General features: G+C 70.0%; 23 protein-coding genes and 2 tRNA genes. 11 read left to right on the top strand and 14 right to left on the bottom strand.

Features of this window, described 5'->3' with window-relative positions:
- Positions 1 to 45: 45 nt before the first annotated feature.
- Positions 46 to 1,167 (top strand): FkbM family methyltransferase, encoded by a 1,122-nt coding sequence (locus GA0115254_RS31380; protein WP_256102870.1) that lies wholly within the window; start codon positions 46 to 48, stop codon positions 1,165 to 1,167.
- Between the two features lie 83 nt (positions 1,168 to 1,250).
- Here GA0115254_RS31380 and GA0115254_RS43470 read toward each other — a convergent pair whose 3' ends face one another.
- The 6 genes from GA0115254_RS43470 to GA0115254_RS31360 form a co-directional block, all read right to left on the bottom strand.
- The gene (locus GA0115254_RS43470) at positions 1,251 to 1,418 is read right to left on the bottom strand and encodes an ABC transporter ATP-binding protein (protein WP_107451432.1); all 168 of its coding nucleotides are present in this window, start codon (positions 1,416 to 1,418) and stop codon (positions 1,251 to 1,253) included.
- A 91-nt stretch (positions 1,419 to 1,509) separates the two neighbouring features.
- On the bottom strand, positions 1,510 to 2,511 hold the full coding sequence (locus GA0115254_RS31375; protein ID WP_093898653.1) for a DUF2156 domain-containing protein: 1,002 nt from the start codon (positions 2,509 to 2,511) through the stop codon (positions 1,510 to 1,512).
- Positions 2,512 to 2,628: 117 nt separating this feature from the next.
- Positions 2,629 to 2,719, bottom strand: a tRNA-OTHER gene (locus GA0115254_RS44835).
- A gap of 120 nt (positions 2,720 to 2,839) precedes the next feature.
- On the bottom strand, positions 2,840 to 3,262 hold the full coding sequence (locus tag GA0115254_RS31370) for a hypothetical protein (protein ID WP_093898652.1): 423 nt from the start codon (positions 3,260 to 3,262) through the stop codon (positions 2,840 to 2,842).
- Positions 3,259 to 4,191, bottom strand: a complete 933-nt coding sequence (locus GA0115254_RS31365) for a helix-turn-helix domain-containing protein (protein WP_093898651.1) — start codon at positions 4,189 to 4,191, stop codon at positions 3,259 to 3,261. Before GA0115254_RS31365 ends, GA0115254_RS31370 begins: the two co-directional genes overlap by 4 nt.
- 155 nt (positions 4,192 to 4,346) lie before the next feature.
- Positions 4,347 to 5,075 (bottom strand): VC0807 family protein, encoded by a 729-nt coding sequence (locus GA0115254_RS31360; protein ID WP_093898650.1) that lies wholly within the window; start codon positions 5,073 to 5,075, stop codon positions 4,347 to 4,349.
- 226 nt (positions 5,076 to 5,301) lie between these two features.
- Here GA0115254_RS31360 and GA0115254_RS31355 point away from each other — a divergent pair, with 226 nt between their 5' ends.
- The gene (locus tag GA0115254_RS31355; protein WP_093898649.1) at positions 5,302 to 5,907 is read left to right on the top strand and encodes a DUF4291 domain-containing protein; all 606 of its coding nucleotides are present in this window, start codon (positions 5,302 to 5,304) and stop codon (positions 5,905 to 5,907) included.
- Between the two features lie 63 nt (positions 5,908 to 5,970).
- Positions 5,971 to 6,693 (top strand): DUF981 domain-containing protein, encoded by a 723-nt coding sequence (locus tag GA0115254_RS31350; protein ID WP_093898648.1) that lies wholly within the window; start codon positions 5,971 to 5,973, stop codon positions 6,691 to 6,693.
- 5 nt (positions 6,694 to 6,698) lie between these two features.
- On the opposite strand, the gene GA0115254_RS31345 is transcribed toward GA0115254_RS31350, so the two are convergent.
- Positions 6,699 to 7,271, bottom strand: coding sequence for a nucleoside/nucleotide kinase family protein (locus GA0115254_RS31345; protein ID WP_093898680.1), 573 nt, complete (start codon positions 7,269 to 7,271; stop codon positions 6,699 to 6,701).
- 189 nt (positions 7,272 to 7,460) lie between these two features.
- Between GA0115254_RS31345 and GA0115254_RS31340 the strand changes: the two genes are divergently transcribed.
- From GA0115254_RS31340 to GA0115254_RS31325, 4 genes are all read left to right on the top strand, one after another.
- On the top strand, positions 7,461 to 10,160 hold the full coding sequence (locus tag GA0115254_RS31340) for an alpha/beta fold hydrolase (protein WP_093898647.1): 2,700 nt from the start codon (positions 7,461 to 7,463) through the stop codon (positions 10,158 to 10,160).
- Positions 10,157 to 11,032 (top strand): ABC transporter permease, encoded by an 876-nt coding sequence (locus GA0115254_RS31335; RefSeq protein ID WP_093898646.1) that lies wholly within the window; start codon positions 10,157 to 10,159, stop codon positions 11,030 to 11,032. Before GA0115254_RS31340 ends, GA0115254_RS31335 begins: the two co-directional genes overlap by 4 nt.
- Positions 11,033 to 11,164: 132 nt before the next feature.
- On the top strand, positions 11,165 to 12,760 hold the full coding sequence (locus tag GA0115254_RS31330) for a vWA domain-containing protein (protein WP_093898645.1): 1,596 nt from the start codon (positions 11,165 to 11,167) through the stop codon (positions 12,758 to 12,760).
- 75 nt (positions 12,761 to 12,835) lie between these two features.
- Positions 12,836 to 13,285 carry an anthrone oxygenase family protein gene (locus GA0115254_RS31325; protein ID WP_093898679.1) on the top strand — a complete coding sequence of 150 codons (450 nt, stop codon included), beginning with the start codon at positions 12,836 to 12,838 and terminating at the stop codon, positions 13,283 to 13,285.
- A gap of 48 nt (positions 13,286 to 13,333) precedes the next feature.
- Here GA0115254_RS31325 and GA0115254_RS31320 read toward each other — a convergent pair whose 3' ends face one another.
- The 6 genes from GA0115254_RS31320 to GA0115254_RS31295 form a co-directional block, all read right to left on the bottom strand.
- Complete coding sequence (locus tag GA0115254_RS31320; RefSeq protein WP_093898644.1) at positions 13,334 to 13,648, bottom strand: L-rhamnose mutarotase; 315 nt, start codon at positions 13,646 to 13,648, stop codon at positions 13,334 to 13,336.
- A gap of 21 nt (positions 13,649 to 13,669) precedes the next feature.
- Positions 13,670 to 14,755, bottom strand: coding sequence for a rhamnose ABC transporter substrate-binding protein (gene rhaS, locus GA0115254_RS31315; protein ID WP_093898678.1), 1,086 nt, complete (start codon positions 14,753 to 14,755; stop codon positions 13,670 to 13,672).
- A gap of 43 nt (positions 14,756 to 14,798) precedes the next feature.
- Positions 14,799 to 15,860 (bottom strand): ABC transporter permease, encoded by a 1,062-nt coding sequence (locus GA0115254_RS31310; RefSeq protein ID WP_093898643.1) that lies wholly within the window; start codon positions 15,858 to 15,860, stop codon positions 14,799 to 14,801.
- Entirely contained in the window at positions 15,844 to 16,896 is a 1,053-nt protein-coding gene (locus GA0115254_RS31305; protein ID WP_093898642.1) for an ABC transporter permease, read from the bottom strand. The genes GA0115254_RS31310 and GA0115254_RS31305 overlap by 17 nt, the downstream gene beginning before the upstream one ends.
- The gene (locus tag GA0115254_RS31300; protein ID WP_093898677.1) at positions 16,893 to 18,404 is read right to left on the bottom strand and encodes a sugar ABC transporter ATP-binding protein; all 1,512 of its coding nucleotides are present in this window, start codon (positions 18,402 to 18,404) and stop codon (positions 16,893 to 16,895) included. Before GA0115254_RS31300 ends, GA0115254_RS31305 begins: the two co-directional genes overlap by 4 nt.
- Positions 18,405 to 18,625: 221 nt before the next feature.
- On the bottom strand, positions 18,626 to 19,396 hold the full coding sequence (locus GA0115254_RS31295; protein WP_093898641.1) for a nucleotidyltransferase domain-containing protein: 771 nt from the start codon (positions 19,394 to 19,396) through the stop codon (positions 18,626 to 18,628).
- Positions 19,397 to 19,734: 338 nt separating this feature from the next.
- Here GA0115254_RS31295 and GA0115254_RS31290 point away from each other — a divergent pair, with 338 nt between their 5' ends.
- Together GA0115254_RS31290 and GA0115254_RS31285 are read left to right on the top strand one after the other, a co-directional pair.
- Positions 19,735 to 21,024: a sensor histidine kinase gene (locus GA0115254_RS31290; protein WP_093898640.1), complete on the top strand. Its 1,290-nt coding sequence runs from the start codon at positions 19,735 to 19,737 to the stop codon at positions 21,022 to 21,024.
- The gene (locus GA0115254_RS31285; protein ID WP_176740375.1) at positions 20,997 to 21,656 is read left to right on the top strand and encodes a response regulator; all 660 of its coding nucleotides are present in this window, start codon (positions 20,997 to 20,999) and stop codon (positions 21,654 to 21,656) included. The genes GA0115254_RS31290 and GA0115254_RS31285 overlap by 28 nt, the downstream gene beginning before the upstream one ends.
- Before the next feature lie 332 nt (positions 21,657 to 21,988).
- Here the strand turns inward: GA0115254_RS31285 and GA0115254_RS31280 are convergent.
- Positions 21,989 to 22,061: transfer RNA gene (locus tag GA0115254_RS31280), tRNA-Arg, on the bottom strand.
- Between the two features lie 328 nt (positions 22,062 to 22,389).
- Here GA0115254_RS31280 and GA0115254_RS31275 point away from each other — a divergent pair.
- Complete coding sequence (locus GA0115254_RS31275; protein WP_093898638.1) at positions 22,390 to 24,033, top strand: ATP-binding protein; 1,644 nt, start codon at positions 22,390 to 22,392, stop codon at positions 24,031 to 24,033.
- Positions 24,030 to 25,306 (top strand): YfjP family GTPase (locus tag GA0115254_RS31270; RefSeq protein WP_107451430.1); only part of this gene is annotated, 1,277 nt, incomplete at its 3' end. The genes GA0115254_RS31275 and GA0115254_RS31270, both read left to right, overlap by 4 nt.

Genomic DNA, 25,306 nt, shown 5'->3' with positions numbered 1-25,306 from the left:
CCCCACGCACCCCGGAAGCGATTGTCGATGACGGAGGAATTTCTCGTGACGAAGCCCGACCGGTCCCCTTCGCCGAATGCGCCGAAGACGGAACTCGACGAAGTGCGCGATCTCATTCTGCGATACCCCGGAGTCGCCCGTGTGCGGCTGGACCACACGTCCGCGGGTGGGCTGACTGCACGCATCCAGGGGTGGGACCATGCGAATGACCTGTCGCCCGCCGGGCCGCTGAGCGAACTCGCCGAGATCAATCCGCACGAGACACGCTTCCTCTACGACGAGATATTCGCCGCCGAATCCTACCTACAGGGCGGCATCACCCTGCGCGAGGACGCGGTCGTCTTCGACGTGGGCGCGAACATCGGAATGTTCAGCCTCTTCGTCGGGGCCCGTTGCCCCTCGGCCAGCGTCTTCGCGTACGAGCCGGTGCCCGATGTCTTCGATGTGATGCGCCGTAACGTCGAGCGGCACGGAGTGCCGGTGCGGCTGCTCCCCTTCGGGCTGTCCGATCGGGAGCAGGAGATCGTCTTCAACTTCTACCCGGGCATCTCGATCATGTCGTGCCGCAGTGACTACGCGGACCTGGACAACGAGGTCGATCTGATCAAGCAGTATGTCGCGAACACCCGGGAGACCGGTGCCGCGGGCCGGGACGACCATCTGGCCCAGGTGGAGGCCCTGGTCGCCAAGGACTTCGAACTCACCCAGCGGCGCTGCCGGCTGCGGCCGCTCTCCGATGTGATCGAGGAGACCGGAGTGACGCGCATCGATCTGCTGAAGATCGATGTGCAGAGGGCCGAGCTGGATGTCCTGCGGGGCGTCGAAGACCGTCACTGGCCCTTGATCCAGCAGATCAGCATGGAGGTCCACGACGAGAAGGGCACCCCGACCGAAGGCCGGGTGCAGCTCGTCCGGGACCTGCTGACCGGGAACGGTTTCCGGGCCACCGTGGCCGAGGAGGACCTGCTGCGTGGCACCGGCCGGTACGCCGTGCAGGCGGTGCGCCCCGAGTACGCGGACGATCCCCGCCCGGTGGTGGCCTCGGCCGAGTCCGGCAGGCCGCGTCTCGACCCCCTGGCCATCGCCGGCTGGCTGGCCGCACGCCGGCCCGCCGGACGCCTTCCGGACGAGCTCGTGCTGGTCGACGCCCTGCCCCCGCAGGACTGAGCGACCGGGCCGCCGCCCGTACAGCGTGAAGGACCCCCGGGCCTGCGGGCCAGGGGGTCTTTTGTGCGGCCAGGGGGCAACCGTCAGTTGGCGGTCTCCTCGGGCACCGCATCCAGCAGAGCGTCCAGCTCCGCCAGTGCCAGGTCCGCCGCCGCGGCGGCGGAAGCGCTGTCCGGGTCACCGGCCAGGCCGAAGAACGAGTTCAGCAGCTGGCCTTCGGCGGCCTCCAACTGCTCCGGTGTCGGTCCCATGACAAGCTCCCGGGTCTCGGAACGGATCGGTTTCCGTACTCCGTACGTCACGAACGGACGGCTGGCCGCACCGGACAGGTGCGGCGCGTCCTCAAATGGCGTTGGCCGCCTTGAAGATGTGGAGAAGCCCGCTCAACCGGGCCTCGCCCTGGAAGGCCACGTACTCCGGCAGCACCAGCGGTGCCCACTTCTGCTTGTACGCCAGCTGTGTCTGAGCCGGGTACACGGTGGCGCCATTGGCCAGCAGCCACCGCATGAACCAGGCGAAACCCCTGCTGGAGCCGGGTACTTCGTACTCCTCGGCGAGCCCGGTGAACGGTGTGAAGCCGAAGTGCAGCCAGTCGGCCCCCTCGGCGACGAAGGTGTCGATGGCCGTCCTGTTGATGGCCTCCATGATGCCCGGCACCTTGTCCGGAAGGCGACGGCTGAGATCGTGCAGCCAGCCGCTGCGGCTGCCGTGGGCGGGTGAGTAGGAGATGTAGCCGACGGGCTTGCCGTCGATCCGGCCCACGAAGAGCCGGCGCAGCGCCTGCGCTTCGCCGCCGAGCTCACCCACCAGGAACTCCAGCGGTTTGGCGTGCTCGCCCTTGCTGCCCAGCCAGGCACGATCGACCTCCGCCACCGCCTCCGCGCAGTCCGCCAGCGGACTCTCCGTCACGGTGAGACCGGCCCGGAACGAGCGGGCGATCTTGTTCCGCAGCTGCATGAAGCGCGTGCCGCGCAGGCTGAAATCGGACAGGTCGATGGCGTACGACGCACCCACCTGGTTCACGGTGAAGCCGTGTTCGGCGTACAGACCCGTCTCCGCCTGCTGGAGCTGGACCGACACGACCAGACGCTCCTGGGCCGCGGCGAACTCCAGAAAGCCCTTCAGTAGCCGGTCCGCGGCGTCCGGGGGAGACAGGGGACCGCCGAACTGCACCAGATACGGCCCGGAGGTCCGGTACACGATCACTCCGCGAACCCCCGGCAGCGCGAAGCGGGAATTACCGCTGCTGAGGGCCAGGAATGCGCTGGGGTTGTCGCTGAACTCCGCCACGGCGCGGAGCGTGTTGTCGAAGTCGATGCTGTCTGCTGTGACACTGGAAGTCATCCTGCACGCCCCACGAGAATAGACGGGTAATGCGGTCTGCCGCCGCGCAGCGGGAAGTCAGACAGATCCGGCCCTGCTCCTGATGGAGTGCAGGGCCGGATCCATTGCTGCGTGCTGCGGAGAGGGCAGGATTCGAACCTGCGTGGACCGTTGAGGGCCCGACCTTGCTTGCGCGCGGTCCCCGATAAACCACTCCGGGCACCTCTCCGTGTTTCCGGTCCGGTTTCCCGTCCCGTTCACAGTGAAGAGTCTGCCAGAGGGGGCTGACATGGCCCTGACGTCCCGCTGATGGTGCGCGGGCTTCGGTTCAACCCTGCCCGGCGCGCCCTCACATGCGCCGCAGGCCCACGTACTGGAGTGCACCCATGGCCGCTACCACCAGGCCCTGGAACACGATCCATCCGTTGCCGATGCCCGTCGCGCTCAGCGAGTCCATGGCGACCGTCGCGACGCTGAGCACGGCCCAGGCCACGTTCATGGTGATGATGACCGAGACCGCGCCGCGGTTGATGTTCTCCTGGCGGGAGACGACCAGCACCCACAGGGCGTACACCGTGAGGAACACGCCCACCGGGTACTGCACCGCGAGGCGCACGCCCAGGAACGAGTCCAGGACCGTGGCGAGTGCGAGGTAGCCGATGCCGTTCGCACCGGTGAGGACCACGTCCGCCACGAGGGCGAAACGGAGAAGGCTGTCGGAACGGGCGGCGCCCGTCGCCGGGACCGTACCAGCGTTCTGGGACGACGTCATGAGGTCTTCCTTTCGTTGTCATGCTGCTGACCTGGAGGTGTGTGCGGAGTGGGCCCGGAGGTGCTCCCGGCATCGGGGAACACCGGGGCGGGCGAACCGAGGAGGACCCGGGTCTCGGTATTCGCCGGCAGGAAAGATTCGAGCGCGATGCCGCTCAGCGGACCGGACGGAAGATGGGAGAAGAGGGTGCCGGGGCGCTCGCCGAACGAGGTGACGATGTGGAAGAAGGTCATCAGGTGCCCCTCCCGGTACAGCTCGATGGGCAGAAGCAGACGGTCCGCCTCCCCGGATATGGCGAATTCGGCTTCATCGGATGTGGCCAATTCGGTATCCTGTGCCGACGGAAGGCCCGCTATGAAGGCTTCCAATTCCCGCAGTCGGCTGTCCCCGGTGATTGCGCTCCATCGCCGGAGCATTCGTATGACGTGGTATCTCACCTGGGGAAGATTGGTCAGATGTGGCGCCAACCCCTCCGGGTGCAGAATGATGCGGAGAAAATTGGCGGGCGCCAGGAGATGACCGGCGACATCGCTCATCAGCATTTCCATCGTGTGGTTGAGAGCCACGATGTTCCAGCAGCTGTCGGTGACCATGGCCGGATACGGTTCATGGCCGGTCAGCACCTTCTCGAGAACCGGGCGAATGTCAGCCGGCAACGGGGGGACGCTGTCGTACCAGCGCAGCTTTCCCGCCGCGGTCGCACGGGCGACGAGCTGCTGTCGGTGCGCGGGCGGCAGCCCGAGCGCCTGGGCGATGTGGAGAACCGTCTCGGCGTCGGGCGTCTGCTCGCAGGCCTCGATTCTCCTCAGATGGCTGAGGGAAAAGCCGGCCCGCTCGGCAAGCACCTGCTTGCTGAGCGATTTCTGGCGCCGCAGGTCACGCAGGAGCAGCCCCAGGACTCCGTCGTCTTCTGTGGAACGCATGCCCATACGGGGACGGTAATGACCGGCACGGGGTCACCTCAATTACCTCCCAGGTAATGCTCGAAGGGGCTGCACCGGCTCGCGGGACGGGTCAGGGCCCGCCCGCCCCAGCCGGAAAAGGGGAGCCGCGAAAGCAGCTCCCCTTTTCCGGTCCCGCCATGTCAACGCGTAGCGTTCGCGGTCCCCTCGGCACCGACCGCCTCGGCGATCATCCGTTCCATCGGAACGGCGCCCACCCGCCCCGAGACCAGGAACGCGGACACCATCGTCGCGACCATGATCACTGTGCCGAGCCACACCATCGTCTCGACCGGCACGGTGTACGCCCCCACGGTCCGCACCACGCACTCACCCAGCAGCGCCGCACCCCACACCGCCGAGAAGCGCATCTCCGCCCGCCGGAACGCCGCCGACCGAGCCGAGAGCCGCTGCCAGGCGGTGTCCCTGGCCGCATCGCCCTTGGTCAGCCACGGCCGCACCCCCGCGCTCATCATCGGCTGCCCCTTCAGCGCGGTCACCAGAATGACGATCCCGATGATGCTGCTCACCCCACTGTCCTTGGCGAGCATCAGCCGCGGGTCACCGACCACCAGACTCGTCAGCAGCCCGACCGCGTTGAACGTCACCATCAGCGCCGCCAGCCCGTTGAGCCGGCGCTTCTGGGCGACACCCCACACGGTGCGCACGGCCGGTACCACGCTGCTCCAGGCCAGCGCGGCGAAGGTACCCATGCCCGCCGCCTTCAACGCGTAGTACGAGACGAGCGGCACCCCCACATCCACGAGCAGCGGCATCATGCTGTCCAGCAGCGCCTTGCGCGGAGCGAACGGGGCGGCGGCGACCGGAGCATCTGCGACAGGGGCGGTGGCTGTGGCGGCCGGGCTGGTCATGACGGGTTCCTCTCCCGTATCGGCAGGCGCCTTCGCGGCCCCGCTCTCCATGTGTCCAGACTGGCCGTCGGAGCCCGGTGCCCGGCAGAGCCGCGTGTACCGAGGTCCGTATGACGAATGTCAGCCCCTGCCGGTGACAGCGGCTGCTCATCGCTCGAAGGAGGCCCAGGGCTCCGACGCCGAAACTCGCTCGCCGCGCCGGTCGTACCGGTGCTGTGATGAGGTCATGACCGCCCCGACCAGGCCACAGCACGAGATCCGCGCCCAGTACACGGATACGACCGTCACCGTCTATCAGGCGTACGCCCCGTCCATCGGTCTTCCGGCCGTGCGCGACGGGCGCTTCCCGGAAGCCTGGAAGCGCGACCGGATGACATGGATCAAGCCGAGCTTCCTGTGGATGATGTACCGCTGCGGCTGGGCCACGAAGGAGGGACAGGAGACCGTCCTGGCCGTCGAGATCACCCGTGAGGGCTTCGACTGGGCCCTGGCGAACTCCGAACTTTCGCACTACGTGAGGGGAGTTCACCCCGACCGCGCCGCCTGGCAGCGCAACCTGCGCCGGAGCCCGGCCCGTGTCCAGTGGGACCCCGAGCGCGACCTCCGCCTGGACCGGCTTCCCCACCGTTCCCTCCAGCTCGGGCTCTGCGGCGAAGCGGCGCGGCGATACGCGGACGAGTGGACGGTGTCGATCCGTGATGTCACCCCGCTCGCCCGGCAGATCCACGAACTGGTGCGGGCCGGGCGGCTCGACGACGCGGGGGAACTCCTGCCGCGGGAGTCCCCGTATCCGCCGTCCGGCGCCGCGCTCCCGCTGGGGGCGACAGCCTGACCCGTCAACCGGGCAAAAGAGTTAATGCCCCATAAGGGATATATCTGGCGTTACGCTCCGCGCATGAACCACCATGCCATCCCCCTGGCGGCATCCGGCCTGAAGATCGACTGGGCCAGGATGCCGACGTACAACACGATCATGGCGGTGGCCGCCGGTGCCGGGCTGTTGCTCGTGGTGACGCTGGGGCGTCAGCTCCTCACGTCCGGGCACACCATCACCCCCGACGGCTGGGTGCTGGCGTTCGGGGCCGTCGGCTTCACTCTTGTCACCACCGGCCTCCATATGACCCTCACCTGGCCGCTCGCCGGACAGGGCTTCCCGTTCGACAACGTCATCTTCGGCGAGCCGGCACTCGCCTTCGGCGTCTTGCTGCTGGCCGCGTCCTTCTACCTCTGGAAACGCGGGGCCGAACTCAACAGCGCCGACCGCATCGTCCGCACGGCCCGCGTCGCCTCGCCCATCTCCGTCTTCGTGTTCGGCCTCGGGCTCGCCTGCTTCGGGATCGCCGCCGCGGGCTGGAAATACACCCTCTTCGCCGCGCCGCCCGAGGAACCCGTCTCCGGCGAATTCGCGAAGTGGCCCATGGTGGAAGCGAGCTTCATGTCCGGGCTGTACGTCCTCGTGGGCATCGGCGCGCTCCTGTTCCCGTTCGCGCTGCACCGGCCCAAGAGCTGGATGGCTCCGGTCATCGGAGTCGTCTGGGGGCTGGCCGGACTGGTGTTCCTGTTCTTCGGCGGGCTCAACTACTTCACCCACATCGGCCTCATCGTCAACACCATGTGAGTCGCTCAGGACCACGACGGGCCCGGTCGGACGGCCGGGCCCATCGGGTCCCCCCACCCCGTGACGGCCACCACCTCGCGCGCGATGTCCGTCACCTTCCGCCCGTCCGTCGCCACCCGGACCGTGTCCGCCGGTGAACGCTCGCCCAGGAGACGGGCCTTGCGGACACTGTTCGCCACCTCACGGTCCAGTTCCGAGCCGATCTCGCGTCCCGAGAGCCGGCCGTACGTCGTGGCATCGGAGGCGGTGAGCAGGATGCGGACGATCCGTACGTCCGTACCCATCGCACGCTCGAACATCGCCGCCGACTCCGGCAGCACGCTCACCGTGTTCGTGTAGATGAGGCGCCGGTAGCCGAGTTCCGCGAAGTTGGACCAGACCGCCGTCAGATTGCGCTCGGTGATCCCCGCACGGTGCGGATCGCCCTCCGGCGCCGGATGGACCTGTCCCATCAGATCGCCCTCCAGGACCGCGTGCGCCGCCTCGACGGACCGCAGTTGCGCCGAAACCTCCCAGGCCACGGTCGACTTGCCGACGCCCGCGCGCCCGCCGATGAGCAGTACCTCTGCGTGATTCATGTCGGCAGGGTGCCAGCCCACGAGGGCTCCCGCGATCCGATTGCGCGGCCGTGTCGAACGCGCCCGCCCGAACGGCGCGGCATACCGCGCATGGAGTACGGCGGGGAGTGCCGTACGCCGCAAGAAGGCCGGAGAGTTCCCCCTGGCGGCTGCCTGCGCACGGCGACTGTCGGCTTAGGGTCGTGAACCATGGAGACCCCTATTGCGCGTACGTCCCGGTGGCGGCGGCTGCTGCCCCGTAAACGCGGCCGATGGGCCTCGGGCCTCGCGGCGCTCGTCGTGCTGGCCGGTGCGGGCACCTGGACCGCGGCTGCCGACGACGGCGGGCCCGCCGTGCACCGTCAGGACCGGATGATGCGCGTGGACGGCGTGTCCATCGACACCTCGTACTTCACCACCGGGGGCACGCGGCGCAGGCCCGCCGTGCTGATCGGGCACGGATTCGGCGGCAGCAAGAACGACGTACGGGCGCAGGCCGAACAGCTGGCCGGTGCCGGGTACGCCGTGCTGACCTGGTCCGCCCGCGGGTTCGGGAAGTCGGGCGGGGAGATCGCACTCAACGCCCCGGACCGCGAGGTCAAGGACGTGTCCCGGCTGATCGACTGGCTGGCGGACCGGCCCGAGGTGGAGCTCGACGCCAAGGGCGACCCCCGGGTCGGGGTCACCGGGGCCTCCTACGGCGGAGCCGTCTCGCTCCTCGCCGCCGGGTACGACAAGCGCGTCGATGCCATCGCACCCCAGATCACCTACTGGAACCTGGCCGACGCCCTCTTCCCCGACGGGGTCTTCAAGAAGCTCTGGGCCGGAATCTTCGTCACCACCGGTGGCGGCTGCCAGAAGTTCGAGAAGCAGCTCTGCGACATGTACGAACGGGTAGCCGTCAGCGGGAAGCCGGACGCCGCCGCCCGAGCGCTGCTGACCGAGCGTTCCCCGAGCGCCGTCGCCGACCGGATCAAGGTGCCCGCGCTCATCGTGCAGGGACAGTCCGACTCCCTCTTCCCGCTCGGCCAGGCCGATGCCATGGCCGAGGCGATAAGCGGCAACGGTGCGCCGGTCGCCGTCGACTGGATCGCCGGTGGGCACGACGGCGGTGACCTGGAGACCGACCGGGTGCGGCAGCGGATCGGCGGATGGTTCGACCGCTACCTGAAGGGCGACCAGGGCGCCGACACCGGGCCCGGCTTCCGCGTCACCCGGACCGGAGGCATCGACTCCACCGACGGGGCCGCCCTCACGCGCGGGGCGAGCAGCGATACGTATCCGGGGCTGAGCAGCGGAGGAGAAACGATCGGCCTGGGGCGCCGGACGCAGACGTTCCACAACCCGGCCGGGGCCAACCCGCCCGCCATCTCGGCCGTCCCCGGCGTCGGCGGCGGGCTCTCCCGGCTGTCGTCCCTCGGCGTCGGCCTCTCGATCGACTTCCCCGGCCAGTACGCCCGCTTCGACTCCGCACCGCTGGACACGTCCCTGCGCGTCACCGGCTCCCCGACCGTGCGGGTCCACGTCCGCGCGGAACGGGGCGACGCCGTGCTGTTCGGGAAGGTGTACGACGTGTCGCCGGACGGCAAGCAGCAGGTGCTGCCCTCACAGCTCGTTGCACCCTTCCGGATCCCGCAGTCCCAGCAGGGCAAGGGCGTGCAGCTGACGCTCCCCGCCATCGACCACCAATTCGACGCAGGACACCGGCTCCGTCTGGTCCTCTCCGCCACCGACCTCGGCTACGCCTCACCGGCCGAGCCGACGACGTACACCGTGACCGCCGCCGGACCGCTGACCGTCCCCACCGCCCCCGCGCTGAAGACCGCAGCGGCCACCCTGCCCTGGTGGACCTGGGGACTCCCGGCCGCCGCCGTCGTGATCGCCGCCCTGCTGCTGCTCACGGCCCGCCGCCGCACCGCGACCCCCGCACCCGATCCGGCGCTCGCCGGAGTGCCTCTCCAGATCACCGGCCTGTCGAAGAAGTACGCCCGGTCCGCCGACATTCCCCAAGCTCTCAGCTTCGTTCGAGCAGGGGAGACCCCATTCGCCGTGAAGGACCTGTCCTTCCGGGTCGAGAAGGGGCAGGTGCTCGGCCTCCTCGGCCCCAACGGCGCGGGCAAGACCACCACCCTGCGCATGCTGATGGGGCTCATCACGCCCGACGACGGCGAGATCCGCGTCTTCGGGCAGGCCATCCGGCCGGGAGCGCCCGTGCTGTCCCGCGTCGGCTCGTTCGTCGAAGGAGCCGGCTTCCTGCCGCACCTGTCCGGGCGCGCCAACCTGGAGCTGTACTGGCAGGCCACGGGGCGGCCCGCCGAGGACGCGCACATCGAGGAGGCCCTGGAGATCGCCGGGCTCGGTGACGCGCTGGCCCGCGCCGTCCGCACGTACTCGCAAGGCATGCGGCAACGGCTCGCCATCGCCCAGGCCATGCTCGGGATGCCGGACCTGCTCATCCTCGACGAACCGACCAACGGACTCGACCCGCCCCAGATCCGCGAGATGCGCGACGTGATGATCCGGTACGCGGCCGGGGGCCGGACCGTCATCGTCTCCAGCCACCTCCTCTCCGAGGTCGAACAGTCCTGCACCCACCTCGTGGTCATGGACCGCGGCCGGCTCGTCCAGACGGGCCCGGTCGCCGAGATCACCGGCTCCGGCGACATGCTGCTCATCACCAGCGCGCAGGACGTGGCCGAACCCCTCGTGGGAAAGGTCGCCGCACTGCCGGGAATCGGCTCGGCCGTCCGTACGGACGACGGCCGCGGACTGCTCGTACGGCTCGACGGCGCCACCCCGTCCGAGCTGATCGCCGAACTGGTGCGGCTGGACATGCCGTTGACCGGTGTCGGGCCGCACCGCCGCCTGGAGGACGCGTTCCTCACCCTGATCTCCGGAGGCTCCGCATGAGTGCCGCAGTCGATGTCACAGAAGCCGCCGAAGCCCCCGGCTACCGCGCCCGGCACACCCTGCCGCTGCGCGTCGAGGCGGTACGTCAGCTGCGCAGGCGCCGCACCCTGCTCATGGGCGGGGTGCTGGCGGCGCTGCCGTTCATCCTGATCACCGCGTTCGCGATCGGCGGCACGCCGTCCTCCCGGGGCGACGGCGACCGGCTGACCCTGATGGACACCGCGACCGCGTCCGCCGCGAACTTCGCCGCGACCTGCCTGTTCGTGTCCGCGGGGTTCCTGCTCGTCGTCCCGGTGGCGCTGTTCTGCGGGGACACCGTCGCCTCCGAGGCCAGTTGGTCCTCGCTGCGCTATCTGCTGGCGGCGCCCGTGCCACGGGCCAGGCTGCTGTGGAGCAAGCTCGTCGTGGCGCTCGGCTTCAGTCTGGCCGCGATGGTGCTGCTGCCACTCGTCGCGCTGGCCGCGGGAGCCGCCGCATACGGCTGGGGACCGCTCGAACTTCCCACCGGTGGGGCGCTGGCGACCTCGGACACCGTGCCGCGCCTCGCGCTCGTCGTCGCGTTCGTCTTCGTCTCCCAACTGGTCACCGCCGGGCTGGCGTTCTGGCTGTCGACGAGGACCGACGCCCCGCTGGGCGCGGTCGGCGGGGCGGTCGGACTGACCATCGTCGGCAATGTGCTGGACGCCGTCACCGCCCTCGGGTCCTGGCGCGAATTCCTGCCAGCGCACTGGCAGTTCGCCTGGGCGGACGCGCTCCAGCCCGATCTGGAATGGGGTGGCATGGCGAAGGGCGCGGCGATCTCGGTGGCCTATGCCCTGATTCTGTTCGCCTTCGCCTTCCGGGGGTTCAGCCGTAAGGACATCGTGTCCTGAGCTTGACCTTCCGCCGATTCCCCGGCCTCCGTTGCCGCATCGAGATTCATCCGCAACGTCCTCGTCTGCTCCTCGGCACCGTCTCGCACGTCACATTCACAAGTGCTGACACGACGACGTTGGGGGCGGGGCATGGAATACCGGACAGGGAAGTACGTACGGACATGGCGAGGGGCACTCGGCATGCTGCTGGCGGGCGGGGTGCTGCTCACCGGGTGCTCGGGGGCATCCGACGGAAAGGAGTACTCCTCCGCCGACCGCCGGGGCGCCCCTGCTCCCGCACCCGCCGCGTCGGGCGGGGCGGCCGACAGCGACGGCGCGAAAGGTGCGGACGGTTCGAAGAAGCAGGACGGGCTGCGGGAGTCCGCGCGGCCCGACTACCTGTCCACCTTCGCCCTGGACGTCGACACCGCCTCGTACGGGTATGCGCGCCGCACCCTCGCCGACGGCAACCTGCCGGAGCCGGCCACCGTGCGGCCCGAGGAGTTCGTCAACAGCTTCCGCCAGGGCTACCGGCGCCCGGCCGGCAACGGCTTCACCGTGAACGTCGACGGCGCCCGTGCCGGGGCCGACGGCTGGTCGCTGGTACGGGTCGGCCTGGCCACCCGGGCCGCCCCCGCCCGTGACGAACGCCCGCCCGCCGCGCTCACCTTCGTCGTCGACATCTCCGGCTCGATGGCCGAACCGGGCCGCCTCGACCTGGTGAAGAAGTCCCTGGGCATCCTCACCGACGAACTCCGCGACGACGACTCGATCTCCCTGGTCACCTTCAGCGACGAGGCGAGGACACTGCTGCCCATGACCCGGCTGCGGGACCACCGCGGCAGAATCCGCGACCGGGTCGACTCCATGGAACCCACCGACTCCACCAACGTGGAAGCAGGCATCCGGCGCGGGTACGACGAGGCCGTCGACGGCCGCGTCAAGGGCGCCAACAACCGGGTCGTCCTGCTCTCCGACGCCCTCGCCAACACCGGGGAGACCGATGCCGAAGCCATCCTCGAACGCATCGACTCCGCCCGCCGCGAGTACGGCATCACCCTCTTCGGCGTCGGCGTCGGCAGCGACTACGGCGACGCGCTGATGGAACAGCTCACCAACAAGGGCGACGGCCACACCACGTACATCGCCGACGAGACCCAGGCCCGGAAGGTCTTCGTCGACCAGCTGCCCGCACACCTCGAACTGACGGCGCGCGACGCCAAGGCCCAGGTCGCCTTCGACCCGGAGACCGTCGAGCAGTTCAAGCTGATCGGTTACGAGGACCGGAAGGTCGCCGACGAGGACTTCCGCAACGACCGCGTCGACGGCGGCGAGGTCGGCCCCGGCCACACGGTGACGGCGCTCTACGCCGTACACCTCCGGGACGGTGCCTCCGGACATGTGGCGACCGCGACCGTGCGCTGGCTGGACCCCGGAACCCGGGCCCCGCACGAGCAGACGGGAGCGGTCGAGACGAAAGCGATCGACGGTCCGCTGTGGGGCGGCGCCAGCAAACGGCTCCAAGTGACGGCGGTCGCCGCCTACTTCGCCGAGACGCTGCGCGGAGGCCGGCTGCCGGGCGCACCTGGACTCGGTGAACTCACCTCACGGGCCGACAAGTTGGCCTCCGAGACCGAAGACGATTCGGTACGGAAGCTGGCGACCGCGATCGGACAGGCCGACCGGCTCAAGGGCGGCGGGGACGACAACGGGTCCGGGGGCGCCCCGGAAGGCGAGATGGACTGACCGGGGAAGGCGTCGGGTCGCACCGGCATACGAAAATGGCTGTGCGGCCCGTCCGACGAAGCCATGATGTGCACCATGTCCTCCCTGTTGCCGGCGCTCGCCGTGATGACGACCGGCCTCTACGCCGGTTTCCTGCTGACGTTCCTGATCGCGATCATGCCCGGCATCGCGGCACTGCCGGACGAGCGGTTCACCGCCGCGATGCGCCGCTTCAACGAGAAGGTGCCCGGGCCGGCCTTCCTGGTCCTCTTCGCCGGTGTGATCGCTTTCCCGGTCGCTGTGGTCGTGGGAGCCGACGACGACACGGACCGGGCGCTCGCAGTGGCGGCGCTGGTCTGCGCGGTCGGCAGCCACCTGATCACGATCACCGGGAACATCCCGCTGAACAAGGCGCTCGCGGCGTCCGAGGGCGGCGGTGACAGCGCGGCACGCGAGGCGTTCGAGTCCCGCTGGAACAACCTCCACCGGATCCGGACGGCCCTGTCCCTCGCCGCGTTCGCGCTGCTGGCCGTGGCCGCCGGGTAGGGCGACGGGCCGGTCCCTCCCGCCTTGAGGGGCCGGCCCGCCCGCGCATCACGCGAGGTGGAAGACCTCGGCCAGCGGGACCATCGCCTCGTCCGCCGCCTCCGGCTGCTCGAAGAAGTCCGCCATGTCCCGCTGCCACCGCTCGTTGACGTCGGTCGCTGCCATCGCCTCGCGCGCCGCGTCGAAGTCCGCCGTCTCCAGATAGCCGACGAGCAGCCCGTCCTCGCGCAGGAAGAGCGAGTAGTTGTGCCAGCCTGCCGCGGAGAGCGCGGCGAGCATCTCCGGCCAGACAGCGGCGTGACGCTCGCGGTACTCGTCGATACGGTCCTCGCGTACGTTCAGCAGAAAGCAGACGCGCTGCATGGTGTGGGCCCCTGCGTTCGCTCAGAAGTTGAACTTGTCGATGTTCTTCTTGTCGAAGACGGTCGGCTCGCCGAGGATGACCTCGCCGTCCTTGCCGATCGTGTACTCACCGAGCCTGCCCGCCTTGAACTTCTCGCCCTCCGCGCCGCTGATCTGCCCCGACGCCAGCGCGGCGGCGGCGTACGAACCGAGGTAGCCGAGCTCCTCCGGGTTCCACAGCGAGAACTGCTCGACGGTGCCGTCCTTGACGTACTTGCGCATCTGGTTCGGCGTGCCCAGGCCGTTCAGCACGACCTTGCCCCTGTACGAGGAGTCGCTCAGGTAGCGGGCGGCTGCCGCGATGCCGACGGTGGTGGGCGAGATGATGCCCTTGAGGTCCGGGTACGCCTGCATCAGTCCCTGCGTCTGCTGGAACGACTTCTGGTCCGCGTCGTCCCCGTACGCCACCTTCACCAGCTGCATGTTCTTGTACCTGGGCAGCTTCAGCTCGTCCTTCATGAACTCGATCCAGGTGTTCTGGTTCGTGGCGTTCTGGGTGGCCGAGAGGATCGCGATCCTGCCCTTGTAGCCGATCTGCTCACCGAGGTGCTGGATCAGGCTGCGGCCGATCTCCTCGGAGCTCGCCTGGTTGATGAAGAGCTGGCGGCAGTCCTTCGCGGTGTCGGAGTCGTACGCGACGACCTTGATGTCCTTCTTCATCGCCTGCTTCAGCGGGCCGCACACCGCGTTGGGGTCGTTGGCCGCGACCAGGATCGCGTCCTGGCGCTGCTGGGTCAGCGTGTTGATGTAGCTGACCTGTGAGGAGGCGCTGGCATCGGACGGGCCGACCTCCTTGCCCGTACCGCCGTACTCCTCGGCGGCTGCGATGCCCGCGTCGTCGACGATCTTCTCGTACGGGTTGTTGATCTGCTTGGGCAGGAAGGCGAGCTTCAGGCCCTTCTTCAGCGGCGCGTTCGGGTCGGCCTTCGCCGTCGTCCGGGCCTTTGCCGAGCCCTTGTCGGCGCTGTCCTTCGTGGTGCCGGAACAGGCGGAGAGGGCGAGAGCGAGCGACACGGCGGTGGCGGCGGCCGCGACAGCGCGGCGCCCGGCGGCATTGCGGAGCATCATGGCGGCGATGTGCCTTTCGAAGAGGTACGGGAGAGATGGCGGGTCAGGACCGGGCGTTCGCGGCACGCCGGTGCCGTCGTTCGACGACGGTGGCGATCAACCGAGGTGTGAGGACGGAAGCCACGAGCAGCAGACCGGTCACGATCACCTGCACCTCGTTGGCGATGTCATTGAGCGTCAGCAGGTTCTTCAGGACCCCGATCAGCAGCACCCCGGCGACCGCGCCGAAGAGCGTGCCCTTTCCGCCGTCGAAGTCGATGCCGCCGAGCAGTACGGAGGCGATGACGAGCATTTCGAAGCCGAGACCGTTGTCGGCGCGGGCACTGCCGTACCGGAGCGTGAAGACGACACCGGTGAACGAGGCGAACAGCCCGGTCACGACGAACAGCAGCAGCTTGATCCGCTTGACCCGGATGCCCGCGAAGTACGCCGCCTCCTCCTGGGCACCGATCGCGAACAGCGAGCGGCCCAGGCCCGTGGCGTGCAGCACGATCGCGGTGATCACCGCGAGGACGGTGAACAGCAGGACGGGGTACGTGAGGAAGGTGCCCGGCACGGTGGTGGTGTCGACGGCCCAGTCCGCGTACTTCTGCGGGAAGTCGGTCACCGCGTCGCTGCCCAGCGCCACCGATGCCAGACCGCGGTAGAGGGCCAGGGTGCCGATGGTGACGGCCAGCGACGGCAGCCCGACCCGGGTGACCAGCCACCCGTTGAGAAGCCCTCCCGCGACGCCGACCAGCAGCACGACCGGCACGATCGTCTCGAACGCCCAGCCCGCGTCCCACAGCGCACCGGTCAGCGCACTGCCCAGTCCCAGCATCGAGGCGACCGACAGATCGACCTGACCGGCGACGACGAGAAGCGTCATCGGCAGGGCGAGGATGGCGACTTCGGCGATGTCGTTGAAGGCGAAGGCGAGGTTCTCGCCGGAGCCGAATCCGTCCGTGGTGCCGAGTCCGATGACGAAGACCGCCACCAGGAGCACCCCGACCGCGGTGTCCCAGCGCAGCGCCGGATTCCGCAACGGACCTCCTCCGGCCTTCTTCACCGTCGCGGCCCTCTGCGCTGCGGGCACCGCTTTCTGCCTCTCAGGCGCCATTCCCATGCCGGGCGCTCCTCTTCCTCAGTGCGGCGGTCATCCGCACGTTCACGATCCGGTCGACACTGATGGCCAGCAGCAGCAGCGCACCGGTGATGGCGCCCTGCCAGAAGGAGTCGACCTTCAGGACGACCAGGACGCTGCCGATGGTGGTGAGCAGCAGGGCGCCCAGTGCCGCGCCCCAGACCGTGCCCGTACCACCGGTGATGGCGACACCACCGACGACGACGGCGCTGACGACGGTCAGTTCCCAGCCGTGCGCGTTGTCCGCGACGACCGTGCCGAACCTGGCCAGCCACAGGGCCCCGGCGAAACCGGCGACAGCCCCGGAGAAGGCGTACGCGGCCAGGATCCGGCGCCGGATCGGTACCCCGGCGAGCAGGGCGGCCTCCGGGCTCGAACCGATCGCGTACAGCTCCCGGCCGGAGCGGTAGCTGCGCAGGAAGTACGCGGTCACGGCGAGCAGGATCAGGGCGATCAGCGGCAGATACGGCACGCCGAGGACGCTGCCGCTGCCGAGCCCCAGGATCTGGTCCGGCACATCGGCGGCGCCGATCTGGTCGCCCTGCGCCCACCAGTAGTCGACGCCCTGAATGATGTAGAGCATGCCCAGCGTCACGACGAGGGCCGGGACCTTGCCGAAGCTCACGAGGGCGCCGGAGACGAGCCCGCAGACCACACCGATGGAAAGGCCGAGCAGTGTCACGGTGAGCACTCCGTGGTCCGTCCCGGCGACGAACTTGCCGCAGGCGAAGGCGGAGAGACCGACGACGGAGCCGACCGACAGGTCGATGTTGCGGGTGAGGACGACGGCGGACTGGCCGACCGCGAGCAGCACCAGGATCGAGGCGTTGAGCAGCAGATCCTTGATGCCCTGGTCGGACAGGAAACGCGGGTTGGCGATGTACGTGCCGAGGATCAGCAGGACGAGCGCCCCGGCGATGGAGATCTCACGGGCGCGGAAGACCGCGTCCACGAGCGAGGCGGCGCTGCGCGCCGGAGCCTTGGAGCTGGTGTCCGGAGGGCTTTCGACGGTGGTCATGCCGCTGCCCTTTCGCCGAGTCCGGTCGCCGCGGCCATGACCGTCTCCTCGGTGGCGCCCTCGCGCGGGAGCTCGGCGACGAGCCGGCCCTCGCGCATGACGAGGACCCGGTCGGCCATCCCGATCACTTCGGGCAGATCGGAGGAGATCATCAGCACCGCGAGCCCTTCCGCCGCCAACGAGGAGAGCAGTCGGTGCACTTCGGCCTTGGTGCCGACATCGATGCCGCGGGTCGGTTCGTCGACGATGAGTACGGACGGTTCGGTCGCGAGCCACTTGGCGAGCACGACCTTCTGCTGGTTGCCACCGGACAGCACGCCGACGGCGTCGGCCAGCCGGTTGTACTTGAGCTGGAGGCGAACGGCCCAGTCGGCGGCCCGGTCGTGCTCCAGCGCGCGGCGGACCAGCCCGCCCCTGCGGACCTCGCCGAGGCCGGTGAGGCCGATGTTGCGTTCGATGGACATCTCCATGACCAGCCCGCGCTGACGGCGGTCCTCGGGTACGAGCGCGAGCCCGGCGGCCATCGCGGCGGTCGGCGAACCCGGCCGCAGCACGGTGCCGTCCACCTTCACCTCTCCGGCGTCCGCCCGGTCGACGCCGAAGACCGCCTGGGCGACCTCGGTCCTGCCGGCGCCGACGAGCCCCGCGAGCGCGACGATCTCACCGCGCCGGACCTCGAACGACACATCGCGGAAGACGCCTTCACGGGTCAGCCTGCTGACCGACAGGGCGACTGCGCCGACCGCCGCGTCCTGCTTCGGATAGAGGTCGTCCAGCTCGCGGCCGACCATCCGGCGCACCAGATCGTCCTCGGTGAGTCCGGCCAGCGGCTCGGAGGAGATCCGGCGGCCGTCGCGCAATGTCGTGACCCGCCCGCACAGCTCGAAGATCTCGTCGAGACGGTGCGAGATGAACAGCACGGCCGCGCCCTCGGCGCGCAGCGTCCGCACGACGGAGAAGAGCCGGGCCGTCTCGTCGCCGGTGAGTGCCGCCGTCGGCTCGTCCATGATCAGTACCCGGGCGTCGAAGGAGAGCGCCTTGGCGATCTCGACGATCTGCTGGTCGGCGATGGAGAGCCCACGGGCCGGCCGGTCGGGCGCCAGGTCGACACCGAGCCGACGCATCAGCCCGGCGGTGGTCTCGTGCACGGCGCGGCGGTCGATCCGGCCGAGGGTGCGCCGGGGCTGGCGGCCCATGAAGATGTTCTCGGCGATCGACAGATCGGGGAAGAGCGTCGGTTCCTGGTAGATGACGGCGATCCCGGCGTCGCGGGCGTCGGCGGGTCCGTGGAAGGCGACGGGCCTGCCGTCGAGCAACACCTGCCCGCTGTCCGGGCGGTGCACCCCGGCAAGTGCCTTGATGAGGGTGGATTTGCCCGCACCGTTCTCCCCGGCGAGCGCGTGGACCTCGCCGGGGTACAGGGACAGGGAGACGTCCTGCAGGGCACGTACGGCACCGAAGGACTTGCTCACGTCCTTCAGTGCCAGGATCGGGGCGGGTTCGTTCATGGTGCGCTCCACGCCGTGAAAGGTTTCAATGAGGTAGCTCGGAAGCTAGACGGGGACCGCGGGCGCAGTCAATGGGTCGGCGACGAGAACTTCTACCGGGCAGAAGGGGGGAAGGTTCTCAGTGAGGGAAAAAATATGAAACGATTCACGCTGGTCCGATCGAGGGGTGACCGCGCGTGGCCCGGGCGTCCGTGATCTTCGTGTTCAGCCGGTGCGGATCGTCAGGATTCCGACCGCTGCGACAACGTTCGCTCGATGCCTGCCCGGACGAAGGTGCGCGCGAGGCGTCCCCGCCTGATACGCCACCGCAGGGAGGCCCGGCGCGGGTCGGTTCCGTACCGGCGGCGGTGGATGTCGCCGACGACCTCGGCGGGAGCACCCAGCTCGGCCAGCACCTCCAGAGCCTGCCCCTTGGTGATGAGCCGCCCGTCCCGCAGGGTGACCGATGCCCGTGCGAGGGTCAGCAGTCCGAGGTCCACCCAGATGTCGCGCAGCCAGCGGGTGGGCTTGGCGCTCGCCGGATACCAGTAGTCCTTGAGGTCGCCCCGGATGAACTCCGCCAGCTCCTGATCGGACACCTCCGCAACGAGCCCGGCGGGCTCCGGGCCGAACAGCGACAATCCGCCCGTGCTCAACTCCCGTCGGCTGACCGCCGTGACCGGACGCTCGAACAACCGGCCCTGGGCCCAGGTCACATGGTCACGGCTCACGTCCGGGAGTTGTGACCGCACCACATAGGAGCAGTGCAGTTTCGCGGCCGACGGCACATCCGCGATCAACGCACGGTGCAGAAGGACGAGTTGTCGCCTCTGGGTCTCGGTGACCGGCGACTCCACGAGGGCCACGAGGTCGAGGTCGCTGCGTCCCGGCTGATAGTCGCCCAACGCCATGGACCCGTGGGCCCAGACCGCCTCCAGGACAACGGCGTGACCGGCGTCGGCGATGAAGCGGTCCAGGAGGAGCCGGGTGGGCTGCGCCTCGTCGGCATTCATGGAACCGACTATGGCACGGGTGCCGGTGCGCCGGGATGACGGACGACCGGATCGGGCCTCCGCCGGGATCGGGGCGGAGGAGCTGTGACGGTCCAGGGGGGAGCGCAACCCTCGGGCGAGACCACTGGTCCGAGTCTGCGAAGTGCCGCCGCGGCGCACGGCCCCCGCACTCCGTACACCCCGGAGATCCACCGAGCCCCGCACCCGCCCCCCTTCATCGCTCACCGAACGAAGGAGCCCACGTGGCAATCCGCGGGCCGGGGGTAGGGACGGCCCTACCCCCGGGACTCGGGCAGCACGGATGTACCCGCCCCGAGACCGTCTCCTACGGTGAGGCCATGCGCCCTCGCACCGTGTGGCAGGCCCTGCCGGCCCCCCGCTACCTGCTGACGTCCTGGCCCTGGCGGTCGGCCGGTTACCTGATCAGCGGTGCCCTGGCCGGCGCGGTCGTCCTGGTGGTGAGCGTGATCGGCGTGGCCGTGGGCGGTGCGCTCTCCCTCGCACTGATCGGGCTGCCGCTGCTCGCCCTCCTCGCTCTGACCGGGATTCCGGTCGCGGCCCTGGAGCGGCGCAGGCTCCGCCTCATGGACCGCGCCCCGGCCGACGACCCGCACCGCCGGCCGGAGGAACCGGGGTTGTGGAGCTGGATGACGTGCCGGTTCCGGGAGCGGGCGACCTGGCGGGAACTCGGGTACGTGCTGCTGCTGGCCGTGGTCCTGTGGCCACTCGACGCCCTCGCGGTGGGCATCTGCACGGCCGTCCCACTGGCGATGGTGAGCACTCCCGTGGTGATGGAGGTGTACGGGGACGGCGCGGAGGCCCGGGTGGTGAAGCTGTGGACGGTCACGACGTGGCCCGAAGCCTTCGCGACCGCGGCGGGCGGACTCGTCACTCTGCTGCTCGGCTGCTACTTCCTGGGCCTGCTGGCCGGAGCAAGAGCGGAGCTGACCCGTTTCCTGCTCACCTACCGAGCAGCCGAGCCGGACGCCCGGGTCATGGAACTCACCCGTTCCCGGGTCCGGTTGGTCGACGCCTTCGAGGCGGAACGCCGCCGTATCGAACGCGATCTGCACGACGGGGCCCAACAGCGCATTGTCGCGCTCACGATGATGCTCGGGCTGGCCCGGCTGGACGCTCCGCCCGGCCCGCTGGCCGATCAACTGGCCAGGGCCCACGAGGAGGCCGGCAAGGCACTCGCGGAACTGCGCGAGCTGATCCACGGCATCCATCCCAAGGTCCTCGCCGACTACGGACTCCAGGCCGCGGTCGCCGACGCCGCCGACCGTTCCGTGATCCCCGTCGACCTGGACCTCGAACTGCCCGGCAGATTCCCCGAAGCCGTCGAGGCCGCCGCGTACTTCGTGGTCTGCGAGGCACTGGCCAACGTCGCCAGACACAGCGGCGCGCACCGCGTCGCAGTCAGCGGCGGCCACGCAGGAGGCCGGATGTTCCTGGAGATCCACGACGACGGACGGGGCGGTGCGAGCACATCCGGCGGCAGCGGACTGACCGGCTTGGCCGACCGGGTGTCCGTACTGGATGGCAGACTTTCCCTGTCCAGTCCGGCCGGGGGCCCGACCCGATTGCGTGTGGAGATTCCTTGCGAGTGGACCGATCGCTCCGCGTAGTTCTGGCCGAGGACAGCGTGCTGCTGCGCGAGGGCCTCATCGGCCTGCTCACCCGCTTCGGCCACGAGGTGGTCGCGGCCGTCGGCGACGCGGAGGCGCTCACGGCGGCGGTGGCCGAGCACGGCCCGGACATCGTCGTGACCGACGTCCGGATGCCGCCCGGCTTCCAGGACGAGGGCCTGCACGCGGCGGTGAGGCTCCGCGAGAAGCAGCCCGCACTCCCGGTACTGGTCCTGAGCCAGTACGTGCAACGTACGTACGCCGCAGATCTCCTCGACTCCGGGGACGGCTCGGGCGTCGGCTACCTGCTCAAGGACCGGGTCGGCCAGATCGAGGAGTTCACCGACGCCCTGCAGGAGGTCGCCGACGGCGGCACGGTCGTCGACCCGGAGGTCGTACGCCAACTCCTGCGCCGCCGCCGCGATCCACTGGAGCGCCTCACCGCCAGGGAACGCGAGGTGCTCGCCCTGGTGGCCCAGGGCAGGTCGAACGGCGCGATCGCCCGCGACCTGGTGGTCTCCGAGGCCGCGGTGGGCAAGCACATCGGCAACATCCTCGCCAAGCTGGACCTCCCGCCGGCCGACGAGACGCACCGCAGGGTGCTGGCCGTACTGACCTACCTGCGCGCGTAACCCGGCGGACTCACCACGACATTCCGTGGCAGGGCGCGGCAGCGATCTGTGCCCGGTGCATCGTCGGCCGCCTGCCGGATCTCAAGAAGCGCATCGAGGCCGGAACGGACCTACCGGATCTGCCGGAGCGTTGACCGTGGCTTCGGAAGGGCCACCGCGCATCCGCTGCGGCCACCTGCGCAAACCGGTGACGGCGGGAAAGCGCCGTACCCTCCCTGCCGCGACGTGGGGCCGGTCCGACGCTTATGCGTTCGCTACGCCGTCCTCGCTACGGTGCGGTGACCTGTAAAAAAGGCCCTCCCGAGGGAGGGCCTGATGTCGTACGGGCAGAGCGCCCCCGGCAGGACTCGAACCTGCGGCCAAGCGCTTAGAAGGCGCCTGCTCTATCCACTGAGCTACGGGGGCCGGGTGGTGGCCTCGGTGGCCTGGAGCCCTGGGGCCGGGCCGGTCGATGACCCGCCGGGACAAGGATAGGGCTCCGATCACCTCGACCCGGTTGCTTCACCTGCGTGGCACGATGTGGAGGTTCGGTGAAGCGAACCGATAATCGCAGGTGGGCGGGATTCCCGCATCGCTTTTGACGCCGCACGCCCCGGGTGTTGTGCACTCGTTATGCCTGCGCCCCACTCATCCCTTCTGTCCCGACTCTGTCCCGGCGGGAGAATCGGCGCGCAGAGGTGGCTATACGCTTCAAAAAGGCGCCAAAATTGGGCATTCTTCGCATGTGGTGACCTTGGACGTACGGCCTCAGCTCATCGACGCACTTTCCGCCCTGCGCGACCGTGTCGCTGCCGTGCGTCTTCCACTTCCGCTGCCGGGGGCCGAGCGCGGCCGACAGACCCGTAGCGAGCTGCTCTCCCAGCTCGACGACTATCTGCTTCCCCGGCTCAGAGATCCTGAAGCGCCCCTGCTCGCGGTCATCGGCGGGTCCACCGGGGCGGGGAAGTCGACGCTCGTCAATTCGCTGGTGGGGCGGCTGGTCAGCGAGGCCGGGGTGCTGCGCCCGACCACGCGGACGCCCGTGCTCGTCTGCCATCCGGATGATCACCACTGGTTCGCGGGGGTCCGCGTACTGCCGCAGCTCACGAGGGTCTGGCTGCCCCCGGAGGAGAACGGGGCCCCCGGTCGGTGCGACGACCTCGACGGGAGCGAGGAGGAGGACGGGACCGCGCTGCGCGTCGAGACCGCCACCGGGCTGCCGCGCGGGCTCGCGCTGCTCGACGCGCCCGATATCGACTCGCTCGTGGTCCGCAACCGGGTCCTGGCCGCCGAGCTGATCTGCGCCGCGGACGTGTGGGTGATGGTGACCACGGCCTCCCGGTACGCGGACGCCGTGCCGTGGCACCTGCTGCGTACCGCCAAGGAGTACGACGCCTCGCTCGTCACCGTCCTCGATCGGGTACCGCACCAGGTGATCGCCGAGGTGTCCCGGCAGTACGGGGCACTGCTCACCAAGGCGGGCCTCGGTGAGGTGCCGCGCTTCACCATTCCCGAGCTGCCCGAATCGGCCGGCGGCGGCAGCGGGCTGCTGCCCACCACCGCGGTCGCTCCGTTGCGGGCCTGGCTCAGCCACCGCGCCCAGGACCCGGCGGCCCGTCAGCAGGCGGTCGGGCGCACGGCGGCCGGGGTCATCGACTCGCTGGACGTACGGATGCCCGCGCTGGCCGGGGCCGTCGCGGCACAGTACGCGGCGGCCGTACGGCTGACCGGTGTGGTCGAGGACGCGTACCGCACGGAAGGCGCCCGGGTCCGGCGGCGGCTGCGCAACGGCGGCGTGCTCGCCGGGGACGCCCGGACCCGGTGGCGCGGATACCCGACGTACAGCAACTCCGAGGAACTCCTTGAAGCGCTGGTGGAGAGTCTTGCCGCACTTCTGCAGTGCGCGGTGGCCGCAGCCGACGAACAGATCCGCACGACCTGGCAGCGCGAGCCCGCGGCCGGGGTGTTCGGCTTCGAGGATGTCGGCCGGGAGGCCGGGGGATGGGGGCCCGCCGAGGACATCCGGGGCCGGATCGCCATGGCCGTACGGCGGTGGTGGCGGATGCTGGAGGAACTGGCCGAGGAAGAGGTGCGCCGGCTCGAACGCAACTTTGCACCCGCCGCGGAGACAGTGGTGGCGCTCCTGGCCGCCGCACTGCTCGGCGGTCGCCGTACCCGCGGCGCCGGGGAACAACTCGCCGAACGGATCGGGGCCCAGGGCGCCCTGCGGCTGCGCGACAAGGGCGGCGCACTGCTCACCAACTGCCTCGACCGGGTGCTGGACGGCGAGCGCGACCGGCGGCTCGCACCGCTCGACGCACTCGATGTGGCCCCCGAGCCGCAGGCCGAACTGATTGCCGCGCTGTCCGTACTGCAGAAGGAGAGGTGGCAGCGATGACTGCCGTCATTGACGAGGGGCCCGGCCGGGGCGAGAGTCCCACTTCTCACGAGGACCGGAACCACCGGAGCGCGCGCCGGACGCCCGACGGCCTGCGCACAGCCGTACCGGAGGCGGGCGGGGACTGGAACGACGGGCTCATCGCCCGGCGCGCGGCCGCCAACGGGACAGACACCGAGGCCGGGAACGTCCCGAACGACGAGGTACGGCTGCCCCAGGTCGAGGCGTACGTACCGTCGAGCGGTCTGCTCCGGCCGCGGCTCGACGCGCTGCGTGAGCTCGTCGGGCTGTCCAGGGCCAGGCTCGACCGGGCCACCCTCGCCGAGGCGGGACGCGTGCTCGACGAAGCGGCAGCCCGCCAGCGGCTCTCCTCCAGGCACACCGTCGTCGCCATCGCCGGAGCGACCGGCAGCGGCAAATCGACCCTGTTCAACTCACTCGCGGGTGCCCAGATCTCCGACACCGGTCTGCGCAGGCCGACCACCTCCGCCCCCATCGCCTGTTCCTGGACCGACGGGGCCGCCGGGCTGCTGGACCGGCTCGCCATTCCGGGACGGCTCAGGCGCAGGCCGCAACAGAGCGGTACGGACGCCGACGAGGCACTCCAGGGGCTCGTCCTCGTCGACCTGCCCGACCACGACTCGGCGGCGACCGGGCACCGTGATCAGGTCGACCGGGTGCTTGCGCTGGTCGATGCGGTGATCTGGGTCGTCGACCCGGAGAAGTACGCGGACGCGGCCCTGCACGAGCGCTACCTGCGGCCGCTCGCCGGGCACGCCGAGATCACGTTCGTCGTCCTCAACCAGATCGACCGGCTGCCCGGCGACGCCGCCGACCAGGTCCTCGACGATCTGCGCCGACTGCTCGACGAGGACGGCATGGCGCTCGGCGAACACGGCGAACCGGGCGCCACCGTCATGTCCCTGTCCGCACTCACCGGCGAAGGCGTGGGCGAACTGCGCGAGACGCTCGGCCGGTTCGTCCACGAGCGCACGGCAGCGGCGCGCCGGCTGTCCGCGGATGTGGACGCCGCCGCGGCCAGGCTCCGTCCGGTGTACGTCGCCGAGGGGCGGCCCGGTCTCGGCGAAGGGGCCCGCGAGGAGTTCGCCGACCGGCTCGCGGAGGCCGTCGGAGCGGCCGCGGCGGGGCAGGCGGCCGAGCGCGAGTGGCGAAGGAACGCCGGCCGGGCTTGCGGCACGCCGTGGCTGCGGCTGTGGCGCTGGTACGAGTTCACCCGGCGGCCGGGAAGCCTGGAGTGCCCCGGCGCGGCCCC

Origin of the sequence: Streptomyces sp. Ncost-T10-10d, assembly GCF_900091955.1 — a bacterium.
GTDB lineage: Bacteria > Actinomycetota > Actinomycetes > Streptomycetales > Streptomycetaceae > Streptomyces.
This window is presented reverse-complemented; position numbering and strand designations above follow the sequence as displayed.

Bases quoted from the DNA above. Each gene is read 5' to 3' on its own strand.
- GA0115254_RS43470 (WP_107451432.1), bottom strand. From the start codon at position 1,418: ATGGGACCGACACCGGAGCAGTTGGAGGCCGCCGAAGGCCAGCTGCTG.
- GA0115254_RS31375 (WP_093898653.1), bottom strand. From the start codon at position 2,511: ATGACTTCCAGTGTCACAGCAGACAGCATCGACTTCGACAACACGCTC.
- GA0115254_RS31370 (WP_093898652.1), bottom strand. From the start codon at position 3,262: ATGACGTCGTCCCAGAACGCTGGTACGGTCCCGGCGACGGGCGCCGCC.
- GA0115254_RS31365 (WP_093898651.1), bottom strand. From the start codon at position 4,191: ATGGGCATGCGTTCCACAGAAGACGACGGAGTCCTGGGGCTGCTCCTG.
- GA0115254_RS31360 (WP_093898650.1), bottom strand. From the start codon at position 5,075: ATGACCAGCCCGGCCGCCACAGCCACCGCCCCTGTCGCAGATGCTCCG.
- GA0115254_RS31355 (WP_093898649.1), top strand. From the start codon at position 5,302: ATGACCGCCCCGACCAGGCCACAGCACGAGATCCGCGCCCAGTACACG.
- GA0115254_RS31350 (WP_093898648.1), top strand. From the start codon at position 5,971: ATGAACCACCATGCCATCCCCCTGGCGGCATCCGGCCTGAAGATCGAC.
- GA0115254_RS31345 (WP_093898680.1), bottom strand. From the start codon at position 7,271: ATGAATCACGCAGAGGTACTGCTCATCGGCGGGCGCGCGGGCGTCGGC.
- GA0115254_RS31340 (WP_093898647.1), top strand. From the start codon at position 7,461: ATGGAGACCCCTATTGCGCGTACGTCCCGGTGGCGGCGGCTGCTGCCC.
- GA0115254_RS31335 (WP_093898646.1), top strand. From the start codon at position 10,157: ATGAGTGCCGCAGTCGATGTCACAGAAGCCGCCGAAGCCCCCGGCTAC.
- GA0115254_RS31330 (WP_093898645.1), top strand. From the start codon at position 11,165: ATGGAATACCGGACAGGGAAGTACGTACGGACATGGCGAGGGGCACTC.
- GA0115254_RS31325 (WP_093898679.1), top strand. From the start codon at position 12,836: ATGTCCTCCCTGTTGCCGGCGCTCGCCGTGATGACGACCGGCCTCTAC.
- GA0115254_RS31320 (WP_093898644.1), bottom strand. From the start codon at position 13,648: ATGCAGCGCGTCTGCTTTCTGCTGAACGTACGCGAGGACCGTATCGAC.
- rhaS (WP_093898678.1), bottom strand. From the start codon at position 14,755: ATGATGCTCCGCAATGCCGCCGGGCGCCGCGCTGTCGCGGCCGCCGCC.
- GA0115254_RS31310 (WP_093898643.1), bottom strand. From the start codon at position 15,860: ATGGGAATGGCGCCTGAGAGGCAGAAAGCGGTGCCCGCAGCGCAGAGG.
- GA0115254_RS31305 (WP_093898642.1), bottom strand. From the start codon at position 16,896: ATGACCACCGTCGAAAGCCCTCCGGACACCAGCTCCAAGGCTCCGGCG.
- GA0115254_RS31300 (WP_093898677.1), bottom strand. From the start codon at position 18,404: ATGAACGAACCCGCCCCGATCCTGGCACTGAAGGACGTGAGCAAGTCC.
- GA0115254_RS31295 (WP_093898641.1), bottom strand. From the start codon at position 19,396: ATGAATGCCGACGAGGCGCAGCCCACCCGGCTCCTCCTGGACCGCTTC.
- GA0115254_RS31290 (WP_093898640.1), top strand. From the start codon at position 19,735: ATGCGCCCTCGCACCGTGTGGCAGGCCCTGCCGGCCCCCCGCTACCTG.